Source organism: Geomonas diazotrophica, from assembly GCF_018919385.1.
GTDB lineage: Bacteria > Desulfobacterota > Desulfuromonadia > Geobacterales > Geobacteraceae > Geomonas > Geomonas diazotrophica.
This window is the reverse complement of record NZ_JAHLMF010000004.1, coordinates 1-24,290: the sequence shown is the minus strand read 5'-3', so window position 1 is coordinate 24,290 and position 24,290 is coordinate 1. Positions and strand designations below refer to the sequence as shown.

Annotated in this window: 21 protein-coding genes; all 21 read left to right on the top strand. The window is 54.5% G+C overall.

The annotated features are described in order from the left end of the window. Positions 1-2: 2 nt before the first annotated feature. The 21 genes from KOM00_RS04950 (at position 3) to KOM00_RS04850 (ending at position 23,814) form a co-directional block, all read left to right on the top strand. A complete protein-coding gene (locus KOM00_RS04950) occupies positions 3-983 on the top strand; it encodes a Gfo/Idh/MocA family protein (protein ID WP_216497731.1) in 981 nt (326 codons plus the stop codon). Next, positions 976-1,629 (top strand): acyltransferase, encoded by a 654-nt coding sequence (locus tag KOM00_RS04945; RefSeq protein WP_328758026.1) that lies wholly within the window; start codon positions 976-978, stop codon positions 1,627-1,629. Before KOM00_RS04950 ends, KOM00_RS04945 begins: the two co-directional genes overlap by 8 nt. Next, positions 1,626-2,741, top strand: coding sequence for a DegT/DnrJ/EryC1/StrS family aminotransferase (locus KOM00_RS04940; protein ID WP_216497729.1), 1,116 nt, complete (start codon positions 1,626-1,628; stop codon positions 2,739-2,741). Before KOM00_RS04945 ends, KOM00_RS04940 begins: the two co-directional genes overlap by 4 nt. After that, positions 2,738-2,950: a hypothetical protein gene (locus tag KOM00_RS04935; protein WP_216497728.1), complete on the top strand. Its 213-nt coding sequence runs from the start codon at positions 2,738-2,740 to the stop codon at positions 2,948-2,950. Before KOM00_RS04940 ends, KOM00_RS04935 begins: the two co-directional genes overlap by 4 nt. Next, complete coding sequence (locus KOM00_RS04930; protein WP_216497727.1) at positions 2,951-3,706, top strand: sulfite exporter TauE/SafE family protein; 756 nt, start codon at positions 2,951-2,953, stop codon at positions 3,704-3,706. Positions 3,707-3,718: 12 nt separating this feature from the next. After that, the gene (cysD, locus tag KOM00_RS04925; protein WP_216497726.1) at positions 3,719-4,525 is read left to right on the top strand and encodes a sulfate adenylyltransferase subunit CysD; all 807 of its coding nucleotides are present in this window, start codon (positions 3,719-3,721) and stop codon (positions 4,523-4,525) included. Then, positions 4,525-5,739: a GTP-binding protein gene (locus KOM00_RS04920; protein ID WP_216497725.1), complete on the top strand. Its 1,215-nt coding sequence runs from the start codon at positions 4,525-4,527 to the stop codon at positions 5,737-5,739. Before cysD ends, KOM00_RS04920 begins: the two co-directional genes overlap by 1 nt. Then, the gene (locus KOM00_RS04915; protein ID WP_216497724.1) at positions 5,736-7,508 is read left to right on the top strand and encodes an alkaline phosphatase family protein; all 1,773 of its coding nucleotides are present in this window, start codon (positions 5,736-5,738) and stop codon (positions 7,506-7,508) included. Before KOM00_RS04920 ends, KOM00_RS04915 begins: the two co-directional genes overlap by 4 nt. After that, on the top strand, positions 7,505-9,505 hold the full coding sequence (locus KOM00_RS04910) for a sulfatase family protein (protein WP_216497723.1): 2,001 nt from the start codon (positions 7,505-7,507) through the stop codon (positions 9,503-9,505). Before KOM00_RS04915 ends, KOM00_RS04910 begins: the two co-directional genes overlap by 4 nt. Next, positions 9,502-11,001 carry an oligosaccharide flippase family protein gene (locus KOM00_RS04905; protein WP_216497722.1) on the top strand — a complete coding sequence of 500 codons (1,500 nt, stop codon included), beginning with the start codon at positions 9,502-9,504 and terminating at the stop codon, positions 10,999-11,001. The genes KOM00_RS04910 and KOM00_RS04905 overlap by 4 nt, the downstream gene beginning before the upstream one ends. Positions 11,002-11,040: 39 nt before the next feature. Continuing rightward, complete coding sequence (locus KOM00_RS04900; RefSeq protein WP_216497721.1) at positions 11,041-11,625, top strand: acyltransferase; 585 nt, start codon at positions 11,041-11,043, stop codon at positions 11,623-11,625. Between the two features lie 193 nt (positions 11,626-11,818). Continuing rightward, entirely contained in the window at positions 11,819-13,294 is a 1,476-nt protein-coding gene (locus KOM00_RS04895; protein WP_236026766.1) for an O-antigen polymerase, read from the top strand. Further along, complete coding sequence (locus KOM00_RS04890; protein WP_216497719.1) at positions 13,291-14,268, top strand: glycosyltransferase family 4 protein; 978 nt, start codon at positions 13,291-13,293, stop codon at positions 14,266-14,268. The genes KOM00_RS04895 and KOM00_RS04890 overlap by 4 nt, the downstream gene beginning before the upstream one ends. Before the next feature lie 69 nt (positions 14,269-14,337). Continuing rightward, on the top strand, positions 14,338-15,597 hold the full coding sequence (locus KOM00_RS04885; RefSeq protein WP_216497718.1) for a glycosyltransferase family 4 protein: 1,260 nt from the start codon (positions 14,338-14,340) through the stop codon (positions 15,595-15,597). Between the two features lie 169 nt (positions 15,598-15,766). Further along, positions 15,767-16,678, top strand: a complete 912-nt coding sequence (locus tag KOM00_RS04880; RefSeq protein ID WP_216497717.1) for a branched-chain amino acid transaminase — start codon at positions 15,767-15,769, stop codon at positions 16,676-16,678. A gap of 37 nt (positions 16,679-16,715) precedes the next feature. Further along, complete coding sequence (locus KOM00_RS04875; protein WP_216497716.1) at positions 16,716-17,363, top strand: sugar transferase; 648 nt, start codon at positions 16,716-16,718, stop codon at positions 17,361-17,363. 1 nt (position 17,364) lies between these two features. Then, positions 17,365-18,594: a type III PLP-dependent enzyme domain-containing protein gene (locus KOM00_RS04870; RefSeq protein WP_216497715.1), complete on the top strand. Its 1,230-nt coding sequence runs from the start codon at positions 17,365-17,367 to the stop codon at positions 18,592-18,594. After that, entirely contained in the window at positions 18,594-19,460 is an 867-nt protein-coding gene (locus KOM00_RS04865) for an aldolase/citrate lyase family protein (protein WP_268898980.1), read from the top strand. The genes KOM00_RS04870 and KOM00_RS04865 overlap by 1 nt, the downstream gene beginning before the upstream one ends. Before the next feature lie 239 nt (positions 19,461-19,699). Further along, the gene (locus KOM00_RS04860) at positions 19,700-21,646 is read left to right on the top strand and encodes a polysaccharide biosynthesis protein (protein WP_216497713.1); all 1,947 of its coding nucleotides are present in this window, start codon (positions 19,700-19,702) and stop codon (positions 21,644-21,646) included. Between the two features lie 109 nt (positions 21,647-21,755). Beyond that, a complete protein-coding gene (locus KOM00_RS04855; protein WP_216497712.1) occupies positions 21,756-22,130 on the top strand; it encodes a GxxExxY protein in 375 nt (124 codons plus the stop codon). Positions 22,131-22,176: 46 nt separating this feature from the next. Next, complete coding sequence (locus KOM00_RS04850) at positions 22,177-23,814, top strand: capsule assembly Wzi family protein (protein ID WP_216497711.1); 1,638 nt, start codon at positions 22,177-22,179, stop codon at positions 23,812-23,814. Positions 23,815-24,290: the final 476 nt, after the last annotated feature.

The following is a 24,290-nucleotide window of genomic DNA, read 5'->3' as shown; positions in this document are numbered from 1 at the left end:
TTATGCCTAAGAATTTCGCGTTGATCGGGGTGGGCGGTTACATCGCGCCGCGCCACCTCAAGGCTATCAAGGAAACCAACAACAGGCTGGTGGCGGCGCTGGACGTGAACGATTCGGTCGGGATTCTGGACCGGTTTTTTCCAGATGTATCCTTCTTCACGGAATTTGAGCGCTTCGACCGTTATGTTGAGAAGCTGCGGCGCCAGGACCCTTCCAAGCGCATCGAGTACGTCTCCGTCTGCTCGCCCAACTACCTGCACGACGCCCACATCCGTTTCGCTCTGCGCATCGGCGCTAATGCCATCTGCGAAAAGCCCCTGGTGCTCAGCCCCTGGAACCTGGACGCACTGGAGGAGATGGAGGTGGAGAGCGGCAAAAAGGTGAACACCATCCTCCAGCTTAGGGTGCACCCCTCGCTGGTCGCCCTCAAGGAATCGTTGGTCGCAGCGCACCAAGCCCAGCCGGGCCAACCAAAGCACGACGTCATACTCACCTACATCACTTCCCGTGGTCCCTGGTACCACAACTCCTGGAAAGGGAATATCAGTAAGGCTGGGGGGGTAGCGACGAACATCGGCATCCATTTTTTCGATCTTCTGATCTGGCTCTTCGGGGCGGTGCAAAAAAGCGAGGTGCATCATGCCGACGGTCACAGGATCGGCGGCTTCGTGGAACTGGAGCGGGCTCGGGTGCGGTGGTTTCTCTCCGTGGACCGCAGCGACCTGCCCCAGGCGGCGACCGAGCAAGGGCTTTCCACCTTCCGCTCCATCACCGTGGACGGCAAGGAGGTTGAGTTCTCGGAAGGGTTCACTGACCTGCACACCGTCGTCTACCAGCGCACCCTGGAAGGGAACGGCTTCGGCCTCAGGGACGCGCGTCCCGCCATCGTGCTCGCCCACGATATCCGGGAGGCCCAGCCGCAGGGGGTTTCCTCCACTTCGCATGACTTCCTGCAGCAGCTCAAGGAGGCTCGGCGTGTCTGATTACTTCGTGCACGAGTCGAGCTTTGTCGACGAACTCTGCGAGATCGGCGCCGGCACCAGGATCTGGCACTTCTGCCACCTGATGAGTGGGGCGAAGATCGGCGAACGCTGCAGCTTCGGCCAGAACTGCGTTGTCTCCTCCGGCGTCGTCATCGGCTCCAACGTCAAGGTGCAGAATAACGTCTCCATCTACGAGGGGACCGTGATCGAGGACGACGTCTTCCTCGGTCCCTCCTGCGTCCTCACTAATGTTACCAACCCGCGCTCGCAGGTGCTCAGGCGCTCACTCTACGAGAAGACCTTGCTCAAGCGGGGCTGCTCCATCGGCGCCAACGCCACGGTGGTCTGCGGCATCGGCATCGGTCGCTACGCCTTCGTCGCGGCCGGGGCCGTGGTGGCGAAGGATGTCCCCGATTACGCCCTCATGGTCGGTGTGCCGGCGCGCCAGAAGGGGTGGATGAGCCGGCACGGGCACCTGCTCACCGCACCAGACGCTTCCGGGATCATGACCTGCCCGGAGAGCGGGCTGCGCTACCAGTTGCAGGGGCAGATGCTACGCTGCCTCGACCTGGACGAGGAGGCCCCGTTGCCGACGGAACTGGCCGTGGGCAAGGAATTCTATGACAACTTCAAGGCGGGGGCATGAACGTGAGCGCCATCGACTTCATCGACCTGAAAACGCAGCAGCAGCGCATCCTGCCCGACCTGGAGCGGCGGATGAAGGAGGTCCTCTGCCACGGCCAGTACATCATGGGACCCGAGGTGGGGGAGCTGGAGGCAAAGCTTGCGGCCTACACAGGCTCGCGCCACGCCATCGCCGTGGCCAGCGGCACCGACGCGCTGCTTATTGCTCTGATGGCGTTGGGAATCGGCCCTGGCGACGAGGTGATCACCTCGCCCTTCACCTTCATCGCCACCGGTGAGATGATAGCACTCCTCGGGGCGACGCCGGTGTTTGTGGATATCGACCCGCGCAGCTACAACATGGACCCCGCCAGAATCGAGGCGGCGCTCACCTCCCGCACCAAGGCCATTTTGCCGGTCAGCCTGTACGGACAGTGCGCCGACTTCGCCGCCATCAACGCCATCGCCGGCAGACATGGCCTCCCTGTCATCGAGGATGGTTGCCAGAGTTTCGGCGCCCTCTACAAGGGCAAAAGGTCCTGCGCCCTCTCCACTATCGGTTGCACCAGCTTCTTCCCTTCCAAGCCGCTGGGATGCTATGGCGACGGTGGGGCCTGCTTCACCGATGACGACGAATTGGCGGCCATGATGCGCCAGGTGCGCGTGCATGGTCAGGACCGCCGCTACCATCACCCGGCGCTGGGTATCAACGGCCGCATCGACACCCTGCAGGCCGCGGTGCTTTTGGCCAAGCTGGAGGTGTTCCCGGACGAAGTGACGGAGCGCGGTCGCGTCGGAGCCAGGTATAACGTGCTTCTGGGGGACTCGGTGGTGACACCGTACCTAGCCCCGGGCTGCAGCTCGGTCTACGCACAGTACACCGTGCAGGTCGCAAACCGGGCTCAAGTACAGAAGGCGCTTGCCGACGCAGGGATCCCGACTGCGGTGCACTACCCGGTCCCGCTGCACCTGCAACCGGTCTTCTCCTCTCTGGGACTGGGCAGGCAGAGCTTCCCCGTAGCCGAGGCAGCCGCCGAGCGGGTCATGAGCCTGCCGATGCACCCTTATCTGGGCGAGCCTGACCTGCTGCGCATCACGGAGCAGGTCAGGCTCGCGGTAAAGGAGAGTGTATGAGAGGTGGAGCATTGACCATTTCATTGCTGGCCCTGACGGTTGTGGCTGTTAGCTGCGGTGACGCCCATGCCTACATCGACCCCAATACCGGGGGCTACGTCTTTCAGGTTCTCTTCCCCATAGTCTCCGCCGTCGCCGCTGCCTTCGTTTTCTGCAGGGATGGCGTGGTGAAGCTGTTGCGTAAGATCTTCCGCAGGCCGGAGAAGTAGATGCCAGGGCCCTTCACCGCCAGCGGCCTGCTCCCCTACGCCTGCATCGGCTTTCTGGGGCAGATGGTCGGCTCCAGCATGGGCATGGGGTACGGGGTCACCTCGACCTCTATCCTGCTGGCGATGGGGGTGCCACCGGCCGTTTCCAGCGTGAGCGTGCATTCCTCCGAGGTGGTGAACAGGCTGCTGTCCGGGCTGTCGCACTACCGGTACGGCAACGTGGATCCGGGACTGTTCAAGAAGCTTGCTGCCGGGGGGGTCGCTGGAGCCCTCGCTGGAGCGCTGATCGTCACCTCGCTCCCGGTCAAGGTACTGGTCCCCGGGATCTCCTGCTTCCTGATCCTCATGGGGGTGCGGATACTGCTCATGGGGCTGGGGAAGGCCGCCTCGGTGGCTAAGCCGATTCCGTTGCTCCCCCTCGGGGTGGCCGGCGGGGTGGTGGACGTGATCGGCGGGGGAGGCTGGGGGCCTATGGTCACCGCTACCCTTATGCTCAGGGGGACCGCGGGACGGGTCACGGTTGGATCGGTCAACTTCGCCAAGTTCTTCGTGGCACTGGCCGAATCCGCCTCGCTGTTTCTGCTGCTGCGCTCCCCTGATTGGACAGTGATACTCGGCATGATTGCCGGAGGGGCAGTTGCAGCGCCCATCGCTGCTGCCATGTGCAGCAGGATCTCGCCGCGCATTATGATGCTATTCATAGGCACCCTCATCTGCGCACTCAGCGTGCGGACAATTTTCCGGGCCTTGGCCTGACGGGCGGTTTTTATGGACTACCTCGACGCGTTAGAAAGCAAAAGTATCTGTGTGATCCGCGAAGCCTACCAGAAATTCAAGGGGCGTACCGGCATGCTCTGGTCGGTCGGCAAGGATTCTACGACGCTCCTCTGCCTGGTTCGCAAGGCATTCTTCGGCAAGATCCCCTTCCCGGTGATCCACATCGACACCGGCTACAAGTTCCCGGAGATGTACGAGTTCCGGGATCGGCTGGCCAAGGAGTGGGGGTTCGAGGTCATCGTTGCGCGCAACGAGGAGCAGTTGGCCTGCGGCATGGGCCCCGACAAAGGCGCGAAGCTCGACTGCTGCACCGAGCTGAAGACCAATGCGCTCAAACAGCTGATCGACCGGGAGGGGTTCCAGGCCATCCTCCTCGGCATCCGGCGCGACGAACACGGTATCAGGGCCAAGGAGCGCTACTTTTCCCCCAGGGATTCCCAGTTTCAGTGGGATTACGAGAACCAGCCCGCGGAGCTGTGGGACCAGTACAACTCGTTTTTGAACGACAGCGAGCACTACCGGGTACACCCGATCCTCCACTTCACCGAGTTGGACATCTGGCGCTACATTCGGCGCGAGCAACTCCCCCTCGTCGACCTCTACCTGAGCCGGCAGGGGCACCGCTACCGCAGCATTGGCTGTGTTCCCTGCTGCTCGCCGGTCCATTCGCCCGCCGCCAGCATCGACGAGATCATCAAGGAGCTGCAGCTGACCACGGAATCGGAGCGCGCCGGACGCGCTCAGGACAAGGAGAACCTCTACACCATGCAGAAACTCCGTTCGCTGGGGTACATGTAATGCGCCCCTTCCCGATCGTAATCACCGGACACGTCGATCACGGCAAAAGTACCCTCATCGGCCGGCTCCTTTACGATACCGGAGCGCTGCAGGCGGACCGCCTGGCCGAGATGCGGCAGAGCTCACACGACGCCGGCAAGGCCAGCGAGTTCGCGTTCGTGCTTGACGCCTTCGAGGAGGAGCGCCAGCGCGGCATCACCATTGACACCTCGCAGATCTACTTCACCAGCTCGCAGCGCAACTACGTCATAATCGATGCGCCGGGGCACCGGGAGTTCATCCGCAACATGTTGACCGGAGCGAGCTACGCAGACGCCGCCGTGTTGATGGTGGATGCCGTGGAGGGGATCTGCCCGCAGACCAGGCGGCACGCGAAACTCCTCGCCATGGTGGGCATCAAGGAGATCTGCGTGCTGATCAACAAGCTGGACCAGACCGGCTACGACCGCGAGCGGTACCTTGAGGTGGCGGACCAGGTGCGCGACCTGTTCGCGGAGTTTTCCGGCACCCCCTTTGCCATCATTCCCATCTCGGCCCTGACCGGTGAGAACGTGGCCAGCCGCGCCCTGGAAGGAGGGCTCTCCTGGTACTTCGGCCCCTGCTTCCTCGAGGTTCTGGACGCCATAGACACTCCCCCCATCGAGGAGCGTCCCTTCCGGTTCGCTGTGCAGGACGTCTACCCGCACGAGGAGGGGGCGGTCCTGGTCGGCAAGGTCGATTCCGGCCGTCTCAGCACCGGCGACTGGGTCGCCGTCTGGCCAGAAGGGTGCAGAGCGCGGGTGCGCGGCATCGCCAGGTATCCTGCGCTGGACGTGGGAGCGGCCAGTTACGGGGACGCCGTCGGACTCTTCCTCGATGTCGACCGGGTGCCGCAGCGTGGGGAGATTGTCGCCGGGGAGCCGGCGCCCAGGTCCGTGTCTGATTTCGGCGCCACCATCTTCTGGTTTGCCGACTCCTACGTCTCCGGTCGCCGCGTCGTGGTTCGCTGCGCAACCCAGGCGGTCGCCGGGGTTATCGAGCTGCTCAAGGTGTATGACCCGGCCGCGCCGGATGACGAACTCGACCCGGAGAGCCTCAACATTGGCGAGATGGCACGCTGTCGCATCCGTACTGAGGCACCCCTTGTGATCGACTCCTTCGCCGTGGTCCCGGAGCTTGGACGCTTCGTGATCGAGTGTGACGGCGTACCGGCCGGCGCAGGGATCGTGGCATGACGGGGTGCATCTTCCTGGGAGTCGACGGCATGGACCCGGTTGTCACCGAGCGCATGATGGGGGAGGGGAGCCTGCCCAATTTCGAGCGCCTGGCGCAAATGGGCTCCTACGGCAGGCTCGCCACCGTCGCGCCGCCGCAAAGCCCGGTGGTGTGGGCCACGATTGCTACCGGCAAGGCGCCCAGCGCCCACGGCATCTTCGACTTCATCCACCGCGACCCCGCCACCTATAAACCGTTTCTGTCCCTGCACCGCCAGCACTCCGGTAAGTACGTGAACCCGGTGCAGGGGGAGACCTTCTGGGAGCAGGCGGCCCGGCGAGGGGAGCAGGGTACGCTGCTTAAGTGGCCCATGGGCTTTCCACCGCGCCCCTTTCAGGAAGGGAAACTTCTGGCCGGACTCGGTGTTCCGGACGTGCGCGGCATGCTGGGAAGTTATGCCTGGTACACCACCGAGAAAGGAACGCTCGCGCCCGACAGCAAGGGGCGCATCGTCGAGGTGGCCCCACGCGGCGGCAAGATCCAAACCGACATAGCCGGCCCTTTCACCGCTTCACTCATCGGGAGAAAGGCCGCGACGCTGCCGCTGTTCATCGAGTTCGACGAGCGGGAAGCCACACTTAAAATCGGCAGGAAGGCGGTGACGCTCCAGGTGGGCTCCTGGAGCCCGTGGATCGAGCTTAGCTTTGACGTCGGTTTCTTCCGCAAAGTGACCGGCGTCTGCCGCTTCCTGCTGCAGCAGACCGCCCCCGAGTTCAGGCTCTACCTGACCCCGGTCCAGGTGGACTACGCCAGCGCTGAGTTCCCTATTGCCACCCCCGCGGGGTACGCCACAGAGCTTTCCCAGGCCATCGGTCCGTACGCCACCCTTGGCATCTCCGAGGACACCAACGCGCTCAACGACGGCGTCCTTTCTGACAGCGAGTTCGTCGAGTTGTGCGACGCCGTGATGGCCGAGCGCGAAGCGATGCTCATGCATGAGCTCGCGCGGTTCCGGAACGGCCTTCTTGGCTGTGTCTTCGATACCACCGACCGCATCCAGCACATGTTCTGGCGCCTGCAGGACGGCTCCCATCCGATGTACGATGCGCATGCGGCCGAAAGCTTCGGCGACGTCATCCCCAGGTACTACCGCTGGATGGACCGAATCCTGGGCGAGGTCATGGAGCGGGCGCCCGGGGGGCAACTGCTGGTCTGCTCCGATCACGGTTTCACTACCTTCCGGCGCTCGGTTCATGTGAATGCTTGGCTGATGGAAAAGGGATACCTCACACTGAAGGACGGTGTAGACTCCTGCAGCGGGCTGTTCGAGGGAGTTGACTGGTCGGCCACCAGCGCCTACGCCGTGGGCTTTACCAGCATCTACTTCAACGTCAAGGGACGGGAGAGCCAAGGCATCGTGGATCCTGCGGATCTTCCCGCACTGCAACGAAGGCTGGCAGCTGATCTGTTGACTCTTTCCGACGGAGATGTCAACTGCGTCAAAGGATGCTATGACACCGGGGCCCTTTACGGGAGGATCGATGCCGCCGATGGGCCGGACTTAGTGATAGGCTTCGCCGATGGTTATCGCACCTCTTGGCAGAGTGCCATCGGTGCCTTCGGCGCTGGGCCGGTTTTGGAAAACAACCTGAAAAAGTGGAGTGGTGACCACTGTTGCGACGCCTCCCTGGTCCCGGGGGTCATCTTCGGCAGCAGGAGGGAAAGTGTGGCAGATGTCGCAACCGTGCTGGATGTCGCCCGAGCCATCGGGGGTATCTGCCAAACATGAAAAAGATCTCGATGCATGAGATAAGGCAGAACTCACTGCGTGTCTTCAAATACTGGAGTTGCGCGCTGCTGTTCATTTTGCTGCCGGGCGACTTTCTGTACCGTATCGACTCCTTCCTCGGGGCGTTCACCCTCACTACCATTGCCGTGGACACGTCGCTGCTGGTTCTCATCCTCTCTCTGGCTGCTGTATTCCCGGCCCTCGTAGTCGGTCCATTAAGCACGGTGCTTGGTTTTTTCAACAAGACACTGGGAAAGCTGGTGCTGACGGCCAACAGCCTGGCGGTATGGTTTTTTGTGGATTTGGTCTTTTTCATCTACTTGAACCTTTGGTCGGCCACGGTGGTTCCCGCTGGGCAGAACACTCTGCGGCACGCCATAGTGATAGGCATATTCCTGCTTTTTAACCTTGTTCTTGCAGCCAAGCTGAAGCAGATCCCTTCCATCGTTGACGGGGTTTTTAAGGCAGTCCCGGTATTTGCGGCGGTGTCGGTCCTCGTCCTGGTTGTCAGGTTTACTGCGGTCTCCTTGTTTGCTGGTCCGGCAGCGCCGGTGACAGCGCCTTCCACGCACAAACAGAACATAATTCTCATCACGTTCGACGCCTTGAGCGCATCAGACATGTCACTCTATGGCTACTCAAGAGACACCACCCCTAACATAAACACATTTGCGAGGACTGCCTTCGTTTTTGACCGCATGTTCTCTAATTCCAACCATACCTCTCCGAGCATCTGCAGCATACTCACCAGTAACTACCCTGCACAGCACAAGGTTTACAACAATTTCATGGTGCTGACCGAAGAGGCACGTCGTGACAATCTTTCAGCCATCTTAAAGAAAAATGGTTATACGACGGCGGCGGTGGTGGCGAACCCGGCGGCGCATCCTTGGCACAACAGGACCTATGCCGACTTCAGCTACGTGGCGCCGGTTCCCTATATCTCCAATTACGTCTCCGGCCGGTGCTACAACACTCTCACACCGATACTTTTAAAGCTGGACAGTAACATCAACAACTGGTTCTACAGCATGAAAGGTGTCGTGGTGTACTACGCATTCAAGTACTTCTTGAACTACATAGTCATCGATCCCCCACTTCCTGCCGAGTGGCACGACTTCTTCATGGTTGGCAACAAGGACTGGAATACTCAGGTCATGAACCCGCCCGAAAAGACCTTCGAGGAGGCGTCGAGATTCCTGGACCAAAAGAAGGACGGCCCGTTCTTCCTGTGGGTACACGTTTTCACCCCGCATGCACCTTATCTGCCGCCGGAGAAGTTCAAGTACCACTTTCTGGCGCAGAAGATTTTCGACACGGCGACTTCTCAGTACTCCATCTATGGCAGGTGTTATGACCCCAAAGACCAGCTTAGGATAGACTCCCTCAGAGCACGCTACGATGAACTCATTCTCTACACTGACAACGAATTCGGGCGCTTTATCAAAAAGCTCGAAAAGGACGGCTATCTGGAAAACACCGCTGTCTTCGTCTCTGCCGACCACGGTGAAATATTCGAGAAGGGTGAACAGTCACACGGCGGTGACAGGCTGAACCAACCGCTCATCCACATACCGCTCGTTGTGCGCCTCCCCGGGCAAAAAAACGCCGTCCGCATTGAGCAAAACGTGCAACAGGTTGACTTAGCGCCGACCATCCTCGCTGCAGCCGGGATTCCGGCTACAGCCAATATGCAGGGGAAATCATTTCTGGAACTCCTGAGGGGGGGGCAACGCCAGGAGCAAAGAGTTTTCTCCATGAATCTCGAACAGAACTACCAAAAGGCGGTGGTTAAACTGGGTACCGTCAGTGTGGTTGAAGGGAAATACAAGTACGTGTGTTCCCTGAACACACCGAAGGAGGAACTGTACAACCTCGCCAGAGACCCCGAAGAGAACGACAATCTAGTCAAAAAGGACCCTGCGCGTGCAGCGAAGTTGAAGGCGGTGATCTTCAACGAACTGTTCCAAGGCATGGCACCAAAAGGTTCCCATTGAGCACGCTGAAAAGAAATGTCATAGCCAACTATGCCGGCAAGGCTTGGGCTGCCATAATCAACGTCGCCTTCGTACCTCTGTACATAAATTACATGGGCATAGAGGCTTATGGCCTGGTCGGGATCTTCGCCACGATCCAACCGCTCATGACCATACTGGACCTGGGGCTGAGCCCGTCCATCAACCGCGAGTTGGCCCGTTACTCGGCCTCTCCAGGGCAGGAACAGATGATGCGCAACTCGGTGCGAACGCTTGAGGTCGTGTACTGGGGGCTTGCCGCAGTGCTGTGCGGTGTGGTGCTCCTGCTCTCCCCTGTGGTGGCCGCCAAATGGGTGAATGCTCAGGCGCTTTCCTTCGGGGTGGTGAAGCAGTCAGTGCTCCTCATGGGTCTGTCCATGGTGTTCCAGTGGCCGGTCGGTTTTTACAGCGGCGGGCTGATGGGGCTGCAGCGGCAGGTCCTCTTCAACTACATCAATGCGGCGCTGTGGACGTTACGCGGTGTGGGGGCGCTAGTGGTGGTCATTTTCTCCCCCTCACCCGTCTTGGCCTTCTTCTGGTGGCAGCTCTTTATGAGCATCGTCAATGTTGCAGCGGTGGGTGTCGCCCTCTGGCGCTCCCTACCTGCTACGGGTGCTGCATCAAGGTTCCAGTACGAACTGATCAGATCGGTCTGGCGGTTGGCGATCGGGATGAGCCTCGTATCCGTCGTCATCCTGCTCTTCAATCAGCTGGACAAAATCATTCTCAGCAAACAGATTTCCCTCACCGAGTTCGGTTACTACAGTATCGCCTGGCAGGTGGTGGGAAGTCTCTTTATGCTTTATTACCCCATATATTGCGCTTTTTTCCCGGTGTTAACCCAATTACAAGCCAAAAACGATGTCGCTTCACTAACAGAGGTCTACCACAAGGGTTGCCAATTCATGTCTTTGGCTGTCATGCCCATATCTGCCACGCTGGTATTTTTTTCCAAAGAGATTCTATTCTTGTGGATTAGGGATCCGGTGACCGTGGCACACTGCCATGTCATCATGTCGGTTCTGATAGTTGGCGCAACCTTCAATGGCCTTCTCTACATGCCATATTCTATCATGCAGGCCTTTGGCCGTATGAAGGTGATACTGTACATTTTTATCCCCTTCCTCGTAATCTATGTGCCGCTTCTTATGTTAAGTGTAAAGCATTATGGACTGTTAGGGGCTGCGGCCACCTTCTCTGGGGTGAGCCTTCTACAAGATTTGATCGTCATTACTTTGATACACCGTTGTATCATCCCCGGGGAGAACTTAAACTGGTTCACATACGACTTGTTTTATCCGTTGGTCTCCTCATTTTTGTTGTGCGGTGGACTTAAACTGCTGATCACTTGGCCAATAACCGGTTTGGTAGGGATCGCGACTATAGCTTCCTGTTTCTGTGCGACACTCGCGTTTACAGCGCTGGCGACTCCGATAACCTTCAGGTATCTCAAGCAGTATGTTGTAGCCGATGCGTAAGGTCCGCAGATGTGACTTTCCCAAAAAAGTGAGACCGCAATGCTGATTCTGTGCAAGAACATTTTCAATCTCGTAGCTAAGAAACTCTACTACGCAGTAGGATGGGTTAAGGCCTCAATGTATGGTGTCGAGCTTTCTTCAGCGGCCCGAATCAGTCCCTATGCTGATGTCAAAGAAGCCGCTTTTTTAGGCGACGTTGTTATAGGCAGAGACGTCAGCATAGGTTGCGGCACTTATGTCAATTCTGGCGATATTTCAGCTGCGACAATCGGCAGGTACTGCTCGATAGCCTATAATGTCCTGATCGGCCCTACCGAGCATATACCGGATCACTGGACAACCTCACCTTTTGAGGCGGTTGTTGCTGGATTTACTGCTGCCTCAACAACAAAAATTTCTCCTCGCCCGGTCATTGAGGACAATGTTTGGGTAGGTGCCAATGTAGTAGTCTTGCGCGGGGTAACGATCCATCGTGGGGCCATAATCGCCGCCGGTGCAGTTGTCACCCGCGACGTTCCTTCAAACCAGATATGGGGAGGGGTCCCTGCAAAATTTCTCCGTGACAGGGATGTTCCGCCGCGTCCCTGTACTGCAGAGACACCGGTTCCTGCACGGAAGGAGTAACACCTCAGTTGCAAAGTGTATCAGGCAAGGTGATGCACCGTTCAGCGCCTACTCTATTGGGGTTACCTTACCTACACGATCTTATAGACCTTTCAAACGAGGTAGTGCTTGGTGTCAAACAGGCTGCCCTAGTGACCCAAACTATTGCTTTTGAATATCAAATATTCCATTGGAGTAAAACCTCGCGGTGATTATGACAGACAAAAGTTCCGTTTATCTGCATACGGCTTTTATTTTTTTGCTGATGGCATTTATGTGCATCACTTACTTTGCCAATGATCAACATTGTATCAATAGGCTTACCGCTTTTGTTATCAATTATATTTTAACATCTTCAATATTTTTGATTGTATATCATCGTAAAAACAAAACTGACCTTTTGTCTCCTGTAATAGGTTTTGTCGTTTTGTTGTTCCTATACTCAGTTGCCTCTGCTGTAGACGTTGAAACTAATTTGACTACATACTACGGAGATTATATAAGTGATGACACCCTCACTCAATATTACGCAATCTGCCTGATAGGACTTTCAGGACTGATGTTGGGTATTTTAGCCGTAAAGACGGAAATATCTTCGAAAGTCCATTTGAAACTGCCGTCTAACAGACTAATTAGGCAATGCATAATTGCAATGGGCATCGTTTTGGGGGCTGTCTTTGCCGTTAATCTTACCGATTTTTTTGATTTTTTGCATATCAAATCCTATGGTGAGATGGCCCTTATATCTCGCGTAGAAAAAATGAAAGATAGTACAGCCGGGCTTGTAGAGGTTTTTACTCAAAAAATACCTATCGCATATATTTTATCGTCGGCGACTATACTGATGTTTAAGAGACATTGGCTTCTAAGGCTGGTTGGGTTCACGATAATAGTAGATTACCTCGTGGTAAATACGTTGTCAGGCTGGCGAGGACTAGTTATTAGTGCAGCTGTTACGGTCTTTGCTTATTATCATTACAGGGTGAGAGAGATTAAGCTGAGAACCGGAATAATGATAGGTTCGTTCTTATACTTGTTCATGAATGTTATGTCCATAGTCAGAGTTACTAGCAATCCATTGGAGATGTTATCCGTTTTTTGGGACTACTTTAGTGTATATGGTGCCAAGTTTTTACAGCTGTCATCCTCCGGAGAGCTTATCGTCGGGGAAAATCTTATGAGACTGATCCAGGGGATAAGTGATGGAGAAACTCATTTCAGCTATGGATGGTCGATCATTACCGAACTCATGGTATTCATGCCGAGGATTTTCTTTGATGAAAGACCACTTCCGCTGAATGAACAATTCGTAGAGGTTTTTTACCCCGGCGTTCGCGAAATCGGTGGTGGGTATGGTTTTTTCTTTCTTCAGGAGGGGTATTGGGCGTTTGGCGCCGTAGGAGTGTTTATCTTCATGTTTTGTTATGGCCTTATCACCCAAAAAATATACCAGAAATTTAGAAAGTATTGTAATAATGACCTGGTTCTTCTCTCCTACGGCGGCATCTATTATGCGCTGGTAATTAGTAGTGTCAGAAACGGTATTTTGGGGTCGGTTAAAGCCACCCTTATGAGTCTGATTCCTTTTGTTATTGTTTATGTGGCACTTAAGGTGTTCAGATCTCTTAAGGCCGCTTCCCGTATTAATTCCAAACTTCAGCGAAATGGTATCGAGGAGCCTGTTCATTGAAAGTACTTACAGTGATTCCTGGTAACGGCCAAGGGATGAGTATGGTATTCTCCCGCCGTCAGGTGGACAAGATCGAGGAACTTGGCGCTACCGTCCGCCGCTTTTTCGTTGCTTCCCGCACCTCTTTGTTTGGGCTTTTACGCGACTCTTTTAGGCTGCGCGCTGAGATCAGCACCTTTAAACCCGACATAATTCATGTTCATTATGGCACAATGACTGCCTGGCTGGTTACTCATTCAACGAATTACCCGGTCGTGATCACCTTTCATGGTAGTGATCTCAATCCTGGCCCGGGCAATCAACTTAGAGTTTTTATTGGCCACGTTCTCTCCCAACTTGCCGCACGCAGAGCCAAGGGCATTATCTGTGTCAGCCAGGAACTGTTTGGACGCCTGAGGTTTGGACAAAACCGTGCCGTCGTCGTTCCTATGGGGGTTGATGTTGACTGTTTTCAGCCCGTTTCTCCTTGCGAGGCAAGAAAAGCCCTCGGGTGGACGCATCAAGACCCGGTCCTTCTCTTTAATGCCGGGCTCCACTGCACAGTAAAGCGTTTGGACTTAGCCGAGGCGGCCTACTGGCAGGCCAAAAGGCGGATTCCAAACCTCAGGTTCGAAGTTCTTTGCGGCAATGTAAAGCCTGAAGAGGTTCCCCTATACACAAATGCGGCCGATGCATTAATTGTGACCAGTGATTACGAAGGTAGTCCGACAATCGTTAAAGAAGCCATGGCATGCGGCCTACCCGTGGTCAGTGTGGCTGTTGGTGATGTGGTTGAGCGTCTCCTTGAAGTAGATCCCTCGAGGATTGTTGCCAGAGACCCCCATGCTTTAGGCCAAGCAGTGGCCGATGTTATTTCCCTGGGGAGACGCTCCAACGGCCCTGTTATCGCTAAAAGGGATCTTGCCGAAAGTATCATATCTAAACGTGTTTTAAAGTTTCTCGAGGCTTGCGCACGTTGCGCGGGTGAGGATTGACGACCTTCTTTTTCAACTAGTATTGCTGGTCCTTCCGCAATTTAATGTTACTCCGGGAGATTTGAAACGATGCGTGTTTGGCTCATAACCATAGGCGAACCCGTTCCTACGGACGGCCACGATGAGCGCCTGCTGCGAACGGGAATTCTTGCCCGCCTGTTGTCTCAGAACGGACACGAGGTTGTCTGGTGGTGTTCATCTTTCGATCACACCCGCAAAAAGCAGCGTGCAGTCCATGAAGTATCTACAACCATCTCCGACGGATATCGTTTGATGATGCTTCGTTCAAGAGGATATCGGCGCAACATTTCCCTGGCGCGGTTACTTGATCACCGTGAGCATGCTACACGTTTTGCCGAACTCGCACCAAGGGAGCCAATTCCCGATGTCATTCTCTGCTCCATGCCGACTATTGATTTAAGTCGCGCCGCGGTGAAGTACGCTGTTTCTAGGAAAATTCCAGTGGTACTTGATATCCGTGACTTGTGGCCGGAAATATTCGTAGATTTAGCTCCACGCTGGGCGCGAGGTCTCGCGCGTCTGATTTTGACCCCGCTTTTTAGGGATCTGCGTTGGGCATGTTCTCATGCAACCGCCCTGACCAGCATGACGCCGCAGATCCTACAATGGGGACTCGGGTACGCCAACAGGTCGCGCAGCGAACTCGATCGGGAATTCCCGTTTGGTTATGAGGAACGCAGACCAACTGATGCCGAGTTGAGAGAGGCCAACGAGTTTTGGAAGGAGCACGGGATTGCTGTTGATTCAAAGCAATTTTTCGTGGTGTTTTTCGGTACGATTGGGCGGCAGTTCGATCTCGATACGGTCATCGATGCAGCCCGCAGGCTTGACGGCGGGTCGCGAGCGTTCCACTTCATTTTATGCGGTGCGGGGGATCGTCTTGATTATTATAAAAAAGCCGCCGCTGGACTATCAAATGTGAGTTTCCCCGGTTGGGTTGGTTCAAGTGAAATATGCGCTTTAATGCGCATTGCGCACTTGGGGTTAGCTCCGTATCACAACACAAAAGATTTTTGTGCGTCGATTCCAAACAAGCCTATCGAATACCTTTCTGCCGGTCTACCGGTGTTATCTCCCCTGACCGGGGTTCTGCACGATCTTTTGCTTAGTAATGGTTGTGGCGTTTTCTATTCAGAAGGTGATGTAAATAGCCTTGTAGATGCACTCGAACTGTCCTATGACGATCCAGCACATCTGAAGATAATGGCGAACAATGCCATCAACCTCTTTCAAGAAAGGTTCACCGCAGAAATTGTTTACTCGAATATGAAAAAGTATCTTGAAGAAGTCTCAAATTCTGTCACTTGACCTCTTCGTGACTGAATCCGATTTATTCTATCATGGAATACATAGATGTCGGATCCCGAGTAAAAGGTTACTTAAAGAAGTGTTTCTGTTCATAGGGTAATTAAATCAGCGTTTAAATACATACGGTAAATATAACGACGGTTGTTTAAGTGTAAACGAGGAGAAGAAAATGGAAGATCGCGGTATCTGGTTTAAAGGCAGCATTGTTCCGGTGGCGGACGCTAAAATCAACGTGCTTTCTCCCACCTCACAGTTTGGTTTAAACGTTTTCGAGGGGATTCGTTGTTACTGGAATGAAGAGCAACAGCAACTATACGCCTTCCGCCTACAGGAGCATTTCGACCGTTTGCTTAACTCATGTAAACTCATAGGATTTTCATGCCCGTATGCTCTCGGGCAGTTGCGGGAGTATTTTTTAGAAACGATCCGCTTCAATAGCTATCGACAGGATGTGGCTGTCAGAATGACGCTGTTTATCGATGGCGAGGGGAGCTGGAACTCAGTAGCCCCTGTCGAAATGTTTATCGCTCCTATTGCCAAAAGTAGGACCGACGTTACTAATCTGAAGGGCCTGTCTGCCTGTGTCTCATCTTGGGACCGCATTGGTGACAACTGTCTCCCACCTAGGATCAAAGCCGGGGCTAATTATATAAACGGCCGTTATGGTCATCTCGAAGCGCGGAGGAATGGTTATGATGTGCCGATATTTCTCGCTTCTAACGGAAAGGTTTCGGAGGGCGCGGGCGCCTGTTTGTTTATTGTGAGAAATGGCCAGCTCATCACGCCTTCGCTCACTTCTTCTGTTCTTGAAAGTATCACCCGCAATACAATTTTGGACCTTGCATTAGAAATGAACTTACGCGTGTGCGAGAGGGAGGTCGACAGGACTGAACTATATATTGCAGATGAGGTTTTTCTATGTGGCAGCGCAGCAGAAGTGACTCCAATTACCTCTATTGACCGCGTGCCTGTAGGTCAAGGCTTACCTGGTGAGCTGACGGTAAAAATGTTGGACTTGTATCTTGATGTCGTTAGTAATAAGAGTCCCCAGCATGGTGGATGGTTGACGAAAGTTTATTGATAGCTGCACTCTTACCGCAAGGGAAAGGTTTTAACATATGGCGAAACGCATTCTTGACATAGCACTTGGTCTGACACTACTCATTTTTTTTGCGCCGGTTTTTATTGTGATTGCAGTTCTAATCAAGCTTGACTCGAAGGGGCCTGTTCTCTTTACTCAAGACCGGATTGGCAAAGACGGCGTTATCTTCAAAATGCTCAAGTTCCGATCCATGATCGAACATGCTGATAGATCGCCCATCCCTCACAATGCTACGGATGTTCTAAGAAGCGGTTCGATAGAAAGTCCGGCTGAGCTTTTCAGTTTCTCGGATGATCCTAGAATTACCAAGGTTGGCAGGGTTCTTAGGGTTGCAAGCTTGGATGAACTTCCCCAGATCATTAATGTACTCAATGGCACCATGTCTTTCGTCGGACCCCGTCCTCCTGTTTTCAATGAACTCGGCGATTATAAAGACTTCAATGAGACTCTTAAGAAACGGTTCATGGTGAAACCTGGGATAACTGGGCTTGCCCAGATTTCAGGACGGAACGATCTAAACTGGGATGAAAAAATCATTTTAGACAACATGTATGTCGATAAATACCTGGAAAAAGGAATCTGGCTTGACCTAGTTATTCTATTTAAAACTCCTTATGTCGTATTATTTATGAAAAATACCATCGAAAAGAGAGTGGAGAACTGACATGGCGTGGACCGAGGCCGAGGAACTAAGTAAACAATATGGAGATCCTTTTTTTGTTTATGATGAGGGCAGGTTTATAGATAATTTCAGGAGGATGGACCATGCCTTCAAAGCATTGTATGGCCAAACTCAAATAGCATATTCTTACAAGACTAATTATACCCCTGACATCTGCAAACTTGTCGATCAGCTTGGCGGGTATGCCGAAGTAGTATCGGAGATGGAATATAACCTTGCCTGCAGGCTTGGTGTCTTGCCTGAAAGGATCGTCTATAATGGTCCGTACAAGTCTTTTGATTCCATTCGGGCCGCACTCTTGTCCGGGGCTTTGGTTAATTTGGACTCCATCCGCGACCTGAATATGGCAGTCGCTACCTCGCTTGAGGCGTCAACGCGCGTCATAAATGTTGCAATCAGATGCAATTTCCCCATTGACGATAACTTGCAGTCGCGCTTTGGTTTTGATGTTGGAGGCGAGGAATTTCGACATGCAGTTCAGACTATCAACAACTCACCAAATTTGAGGTTGGCTGGCCTGCACTGCCATTTCCCTAATCGTGACTTGTCTTCGTATGCTGTGAGAGTCGAGCGTATGATTGAATTGTGTCAAAACCTTTTCAGTGAGCCGCCTGACTTTATCAACATAGGCGGTGGATACTTTGGCAACATGCCTGATAAGCTTAAGATGACATACAAGTTCGAACTGCCCAATTTTTCTGATTATGCAAAAGTGATATGTACAAAATTTGCCCGGGCCTTTGAAGGACAAAGCAAAAAGCCTCTGCTTTTTATCGAGCCTGGAACTGCCTTGGTTGCTGATACTTTTAAATTCTATACAAAAATCATCAATATTAAAAATATAAATGGCAGACGTATAGTAAACGTGTCCGGAAGCATCTTTAACATCAGCCCCGTCGCACGTTCGCTCAACTTGCCAGTATCGATACTTAACCGCGATGCTTCTACTGATGTAGGTGAGGCTTCGCAGTTTTTCGATGTCACAGGGTTCACATGCATAGAGAGCGACTACCTTTCCAAGTCAGTTAAAGGCTATGCGGAGGTTGGAGATTTCATTGTCTACGAGAATGTTGGCTCTTACTCGATAGTGATGAAACCTCCGTTTATTTTGCCTAACTGTGCAATTATAAAGAAAGTTGAAGGAGGCGGGTACTCAGTTGTCAGGACTCGAGAAACATCGGATTATATTTTTAAGAACTTTGTGAGCTATTAATGGACTTTATATATATAACCAATGACCCCTTTAGAGCGGGTGCCGCCCAGATGGCGGGAGTTCACAAGGTAATGGTTGATCTGGAAATCAATGGGAAAGATGAAAGACAGGGGCATTTGAATAGTGTGATTTCCCGTCATACTTTGGAGGACGTGACAAAAATACGTAAAGTGCTGAACTCCTCACAATTGATGGTGCGGATAAACCCGCTACATGATGATTCGGCTGGCGAGATAACAAGATGCATTGAACTTGGTGCCGATATCCTCATGCTCCCCATGTTTACAAATGCTGTGGAGGTCGATAAATTTCTCACACTGGTGCGAGGTCGGGTGGAGACGTGCTTGCTGTTAGAAACTGGTCAGGCTCTGGCACGGGTGAACGAAATTGTTAAAGTAAATGGAATACAAAACATCCACATCGGACTTAACGATCTCCATTTATCATTGAAATTAGATTTTATGTTCGAACTTCTTTCCTGCGGGATCGTTGAGTATCTGGCCTCCAGCATAAAGTCCCAAAGCATAAAGTTTGGATTTGGAGGGATAGCGAGAATTGGTCAAGGCGCTCTCGGTTCTGAATTGATTTTATCTGAACACCATAGATTGGGGTCGTCTCAGGTCATTTTGTCTCGGGATTTCAACCTCGTTTATGAAGGCGTATCACCTGAGGTGGGGGCCGGTAGGTTCTGTAAAGAGGTTGACTCATTGAAAAAATACAACAGGACTGTATCGCTGTACACCAATGAACAGTTACTGTCGAATTCACTCGAGTTAAAGAGTACGGTTCATAAGTTGGTGAGTTCTAAATATCTGCAGGACGTTGATGCCCTTGATTCTGCACAAACATGCTCCTTGCCTCTTTAAATAAAGTCCTGGTACCGTGCTCCGTTTTTTGGGGCTTGCAACGGGGCAATTCCCGGCTGGATTGGACTTTACTACCACCTCTTACTGTCTCATACGATTAACGCTGTGACAGTCCGAGTAGCCAACGGAAAATATTACATTAAGGTTTGCTTTTTTTAGGCCAGATGGTATAGTTGTATATGTTAGTTTTAATGTAGACTCTTTAGGTTCATAATGACCTGTCGTGCTGTGGGGGGGACATGTTCCGCACTAGAAGAATCCTTGTGTTTTTCCTCGATGTTGTGCTCATTGCTGGTGCTTTCGTTCTCTCCTTCCTGCTTCGCTTTGACTTTCAAATACCCTCCGAGCAGTTCAATAACCTGCTGCATGGATTGCTGGTAATCCTTTCGGCCAAGCCGATCATGTTCATCGCCTCGGGCATGTACCGCAGCATCTGGCGCTATGCATCGCTGCAGGACGGTTACGAGATCTTCAAGGTGGTGACACTCTCTTCGCTGCTCTCGGCCCTTGCACTCGTTTTCATGAAGGGTCCTTTCGCCCTGCCTCGGTCCGTCTACATCCTGGATTGGTTCCTGCTCTTTTCCATGGTCGCGACCAGTCGGCTGCTCTGGCGCATCTACCGGGAAACCCAGTTGATCCCCAGTCTGCACAAGGGGAGAAGGACGCTCATCATCGGTGCGGGTGAGGCTGGGAACCTCCTGCTCAAGGAGATCCGCAAGCAGGCCGACGCCACCTATAACGTGATAGGTTTCGTGGATGACGACCCGGAGAAAAAGGGGATGCGGCTCTCAGGCGTGCGCGTTATCGGCGGGACCGACCGGCTTTGCGCGCTGGTGCGCAAGTACAGCGTCGAGGAGGTCATCTTCGCCATCCCCTCCGGCGGGCCGGAGCTGATGCGCCGGGTTATAACCAACTGCGAACGGGCCAAGGCGCGCTTCAAGACCCTGCCGGGGATCACCGACATCATCGACGGCAAGTTTTCCATGAGCCAGATCAAGGACGTGGAGATCGAGGACCTCCTGGGGCGCGACCCGGTGGCCTTGGACCAGACCGCGATCCGCAACTACCTTACCGACAAAAGGGTGCTGGTGACCGGCGCGGCGGGGAGCATCGGCAGCGAGATCTGCCGCCAGGTCGCCCTGTTCAAACCGGCAAAACTGGTGCTGTTCGACCACGCCGAGACCCCGCTATTTTACATCGAAAAGGAGCTCGCCGCCGCCTTCCCTGACCTGCGCATCATCCCGATGGTGGGTGACGTGAAGAACCAGGATCGGGTCGAGACGGTCTTCGACGAGTTCGGCCCGGAGGTGGTGTTCCATGCCGCGGCCTACAAGCACGTGGCCATGATGGAGTACAACCCGGCCGAGGCGGTTCTCAACAACGTGCTGGGGTCGAAGATCGTGGCGGACGCGGCGCACAAGTTCAAGGTGCGCAATTTCGTCATGGTCTCCACGGACAAGGCGGTCAACCCGACCAACGTCATGGGGGCCACCAAGAGGAGCGCCGAAATCTACGTTCAGGCGCTGGCGGCGAAGAGCCAGACCAAGTTCACCACGGTGCGTTTCGGCAATGTCTTGGGGAGCAACGGGAGCGTCATACCCCTGTTCAAGGAGCAGATCCGCAAGGGCGGCCCGGTCACCGTGACAGACAAGGATGTCGTGCGCTACTTCATGACGATTCCGGAGGCGTCTCAGCTGGTCATGCAAGCCGGCTGCATCGGGCATGGGGGTGAGATTTTCGTTCTGGACATGGGAGAGCCGGTCCGCATACTTTCGCTGGCCGAGGAACTGATAAGGCTTTCCGGTTTCATCCCGCACAAGGAGATCGAGATCCAGTTCACCGGCCTCAAGCCCGGGGAGAAGCTCTTCGAGGAGCTTTTGATCGACGGTGAGGGGATCCGGCCTACCAGCCATAAAAAGATCAGGGTCATGGCGCCGGTGGCGACTGATCTGAAGAAGGTCACGGCGGACCTCGAGCAGCTCTTCAACCACGCCAGGGCTCACGACCTGGGAGAGGTGCTGGCCTCGTTACGCAGCATCGTGCCTGAGTTCGTGCCGCGCTACGAGTTCGACGTGGCACCGCCGTTTGCCTTCCAGCGGGTCAGGCCTGACCTGTTCCCGCCCCAAAAACTCACCTTCATCCGAAACCTCCGCGTCGCCGGCACCAGCGAGGGGACGGCTGCCTAAACAAGATCTAGAGAAAAACCCTATTTACAGGGATAAAGGGGATAAAGGGGATAAAACGAAGCACTTCTTAGGATCATCCGATACAACTTCTGAATCTAAGGAGACCGCGATGATTTATGAAGATTTGACCGGGAAGATTCTAGCCGCCTGCTTTGACGTGAGTAATGAATTAGGCAACGGCTTTCTTGAGTCGGTTTACGAAAGATCCCTTTTGATAGCTCTTGAAGAAGCAGGTCTTCAGGCACGGGCGCAAGTTCCCCTGCAGGTCTTTTACCGCAAGAAAAACGTTGGCGATTTCTACGCGGATGTCGTTGTTGAGGGTACCGTGTTGCTAGAGTTAAAGGCTGTAAAAGCTTTAGCTCCCGAGCATGTAGCCCAGGTCCTGAATTACCTTAAAGCCACCGGCATTGGCGTCGGGTTACTGATTAATTTCGGTTCTCCTAAATTGGAATATCGAAGATTAGGCAACAGATTGTGTGGGTAGTCATCCCTTTTATCCTTTTTATCCCTGTTAAAAGATTGAGAATTGAATGAAATTGTCCAAGTTTATTGTCGTCGCGGCATGCGTAGTCGTCTTATATCCCTGTCTTGCCTTTGCGCTTTCCTCACCGAATATCCCGCTGGACAGTCCCGTTTATTCATACCTCGAGAAGTTGTCCGGTTTCGGGCTCATATCCTCGGACGTGAAGGGTATCCGCCCCCTGTCGCAGGCGGAGGCCGCACGCCTGGTCAAGGAGGCCGAAGCGCGGGCTGCCGCCGGCGGACAGCCTGCCTTGGCCGCGGAACTGCTCGATCGCCTGAACGAACTGCTGCCGCGCGAACTCTCCTACTACGGCCGCGAGGACGCGGCGCCTACGTTCGATTTCGCTCCGGTTGCCGCCGCTCGACTTCGCTATGTCTACGTGGACGGTGCTCCGCGGAGCTACTTCCGGGCCGTGCACGACCCGGGCAACGACGGGGTCTTCGGCATCGGCAGCGGCCTAAGGCCCGCCAATCCATATCCATCTCCGGTCCAGCAGCGTGGAACTGAAGGAACGCCTCTTTTCGAGAACAACGACGGCGCGGTTTATCGCGCCGGCTCCAACGTCGACCTCAGGGCGAGCGGTGCGCTCTACGTCTCCTCATATGCCTCGGCGTTAGTGGAACCGATGCTGCTTTGGTCAGAAGACGCCGATGAGGCGCGCCTGCGCTTGAACCGGGGCTATGTCAAGCTGGGGGGGAAGGGGCTCGAACTGGAGGTGGGACGGGACGAAAACTGGCTGGGGCCGGGCTATCGCGGCGCTATCACCCTCACCAACAACGCCAGGAACTTCGACCTCGTCAAGCTCTCCAGCCCCGAATTGGTGAAGACGAAATACCTATGGGACCTGAAATACTCCCTGATCTTCTCCCGGTTCGAAAAGACCGTCACCGACGGACTGGAGCGCCAGCCTTTCTTCTTTGCAGGCAAACTGGCCATGAAGCCGCTGGATGACCTCGAGTTCGGCATCAACCTGGGGCGGCAGGTCGGCGGTCCCGGCGTCAACAACAGCCTGGGGGACATCGTCCGCGGCATCGTCGGCGGTACCAGCGATGACAACTCCAACACCGTGGCTGGGTTCGACCTGCGCTTGAGACTGCCTTGGTTGCGCAACACCGAACTCTACGGCGAGCTCTCGGGCGAGGACTCCGCCTCGTTCTGGCCCATAGTGGAGAGCTATGTCGCAGGCTTCTACCTCCCGCGTCTCACCGAAAGTGGCAGGGACGACCTCCGCTTCGAGTATTTCCGCGGAAACCGTATCCTCTACACCAACGGCACCTTCCCGGAAGGGTATCTGAGGTACAACATGCCCATCGGACACTCGCAGGGGGGCGCCACCCAGGACTTCTTCCTGCGCTACAGCCACTGGTTCTCGGTCCGCAACAACCTCGCGCTCGAGGCCTTCCACACCAGGCGCGGCGACTACGGGCGCGTGACCGTCGACGCCTCCGGCCGCTTCGATGCCGCCGGCGTCATGCAGGCGATCGAGCGCAAGAACGCCCTCCGCGCCACCTGGACCTTCCCGTTCTCCAAGGAATGGAACGCCCTGCTTCTCTACGGGCAGGAGTGGATCCACAACTACGAGCTGCGCGCCGGCGACACGCAGATGAACCGGCTCCTGCGTGCAGAGCTTTCCTACCGCTATTGATGCGCTGCTGACTGCTTTAGATGCTCTTCACGCTTGCAGAGGACCTTTGCAAGCGTGCTTTTGCAAAAAAGCAGCTGCTTTTGGACCTTTTAGCGTTGCATCGGTGGGAAACCGCTGGCTTTGGACAAGAAACATGCCGGAACGGCCTTGCCTCCTCTCGATTTCCGCCCAGGATCACCTGCTTTCCCTTTTTTTCCGTCGCGTACCGACAATGTCAGCTTGCAAAGGACCGATGCAAGCTTGCAAAGCTACAAAGTCAGCCTGCAGAGGGGGAAAGCCAACGCGCAAAGCCCCAAAAGCAACGTGCAAAGGGGTTTTGTAAAGTGGATGTCCTGAAGTGGTTGCGGTTTTTGAGACAGGGTGATAAGCAATGGACCGACCTATTTCCAGAGGAGAGGTTCAATGCCACAACATCGCACCCGTCACAGCGCAGAATTCAAAGCCAAAGTAGCCGTTGCCGCCCTGTCGGAGTCTAA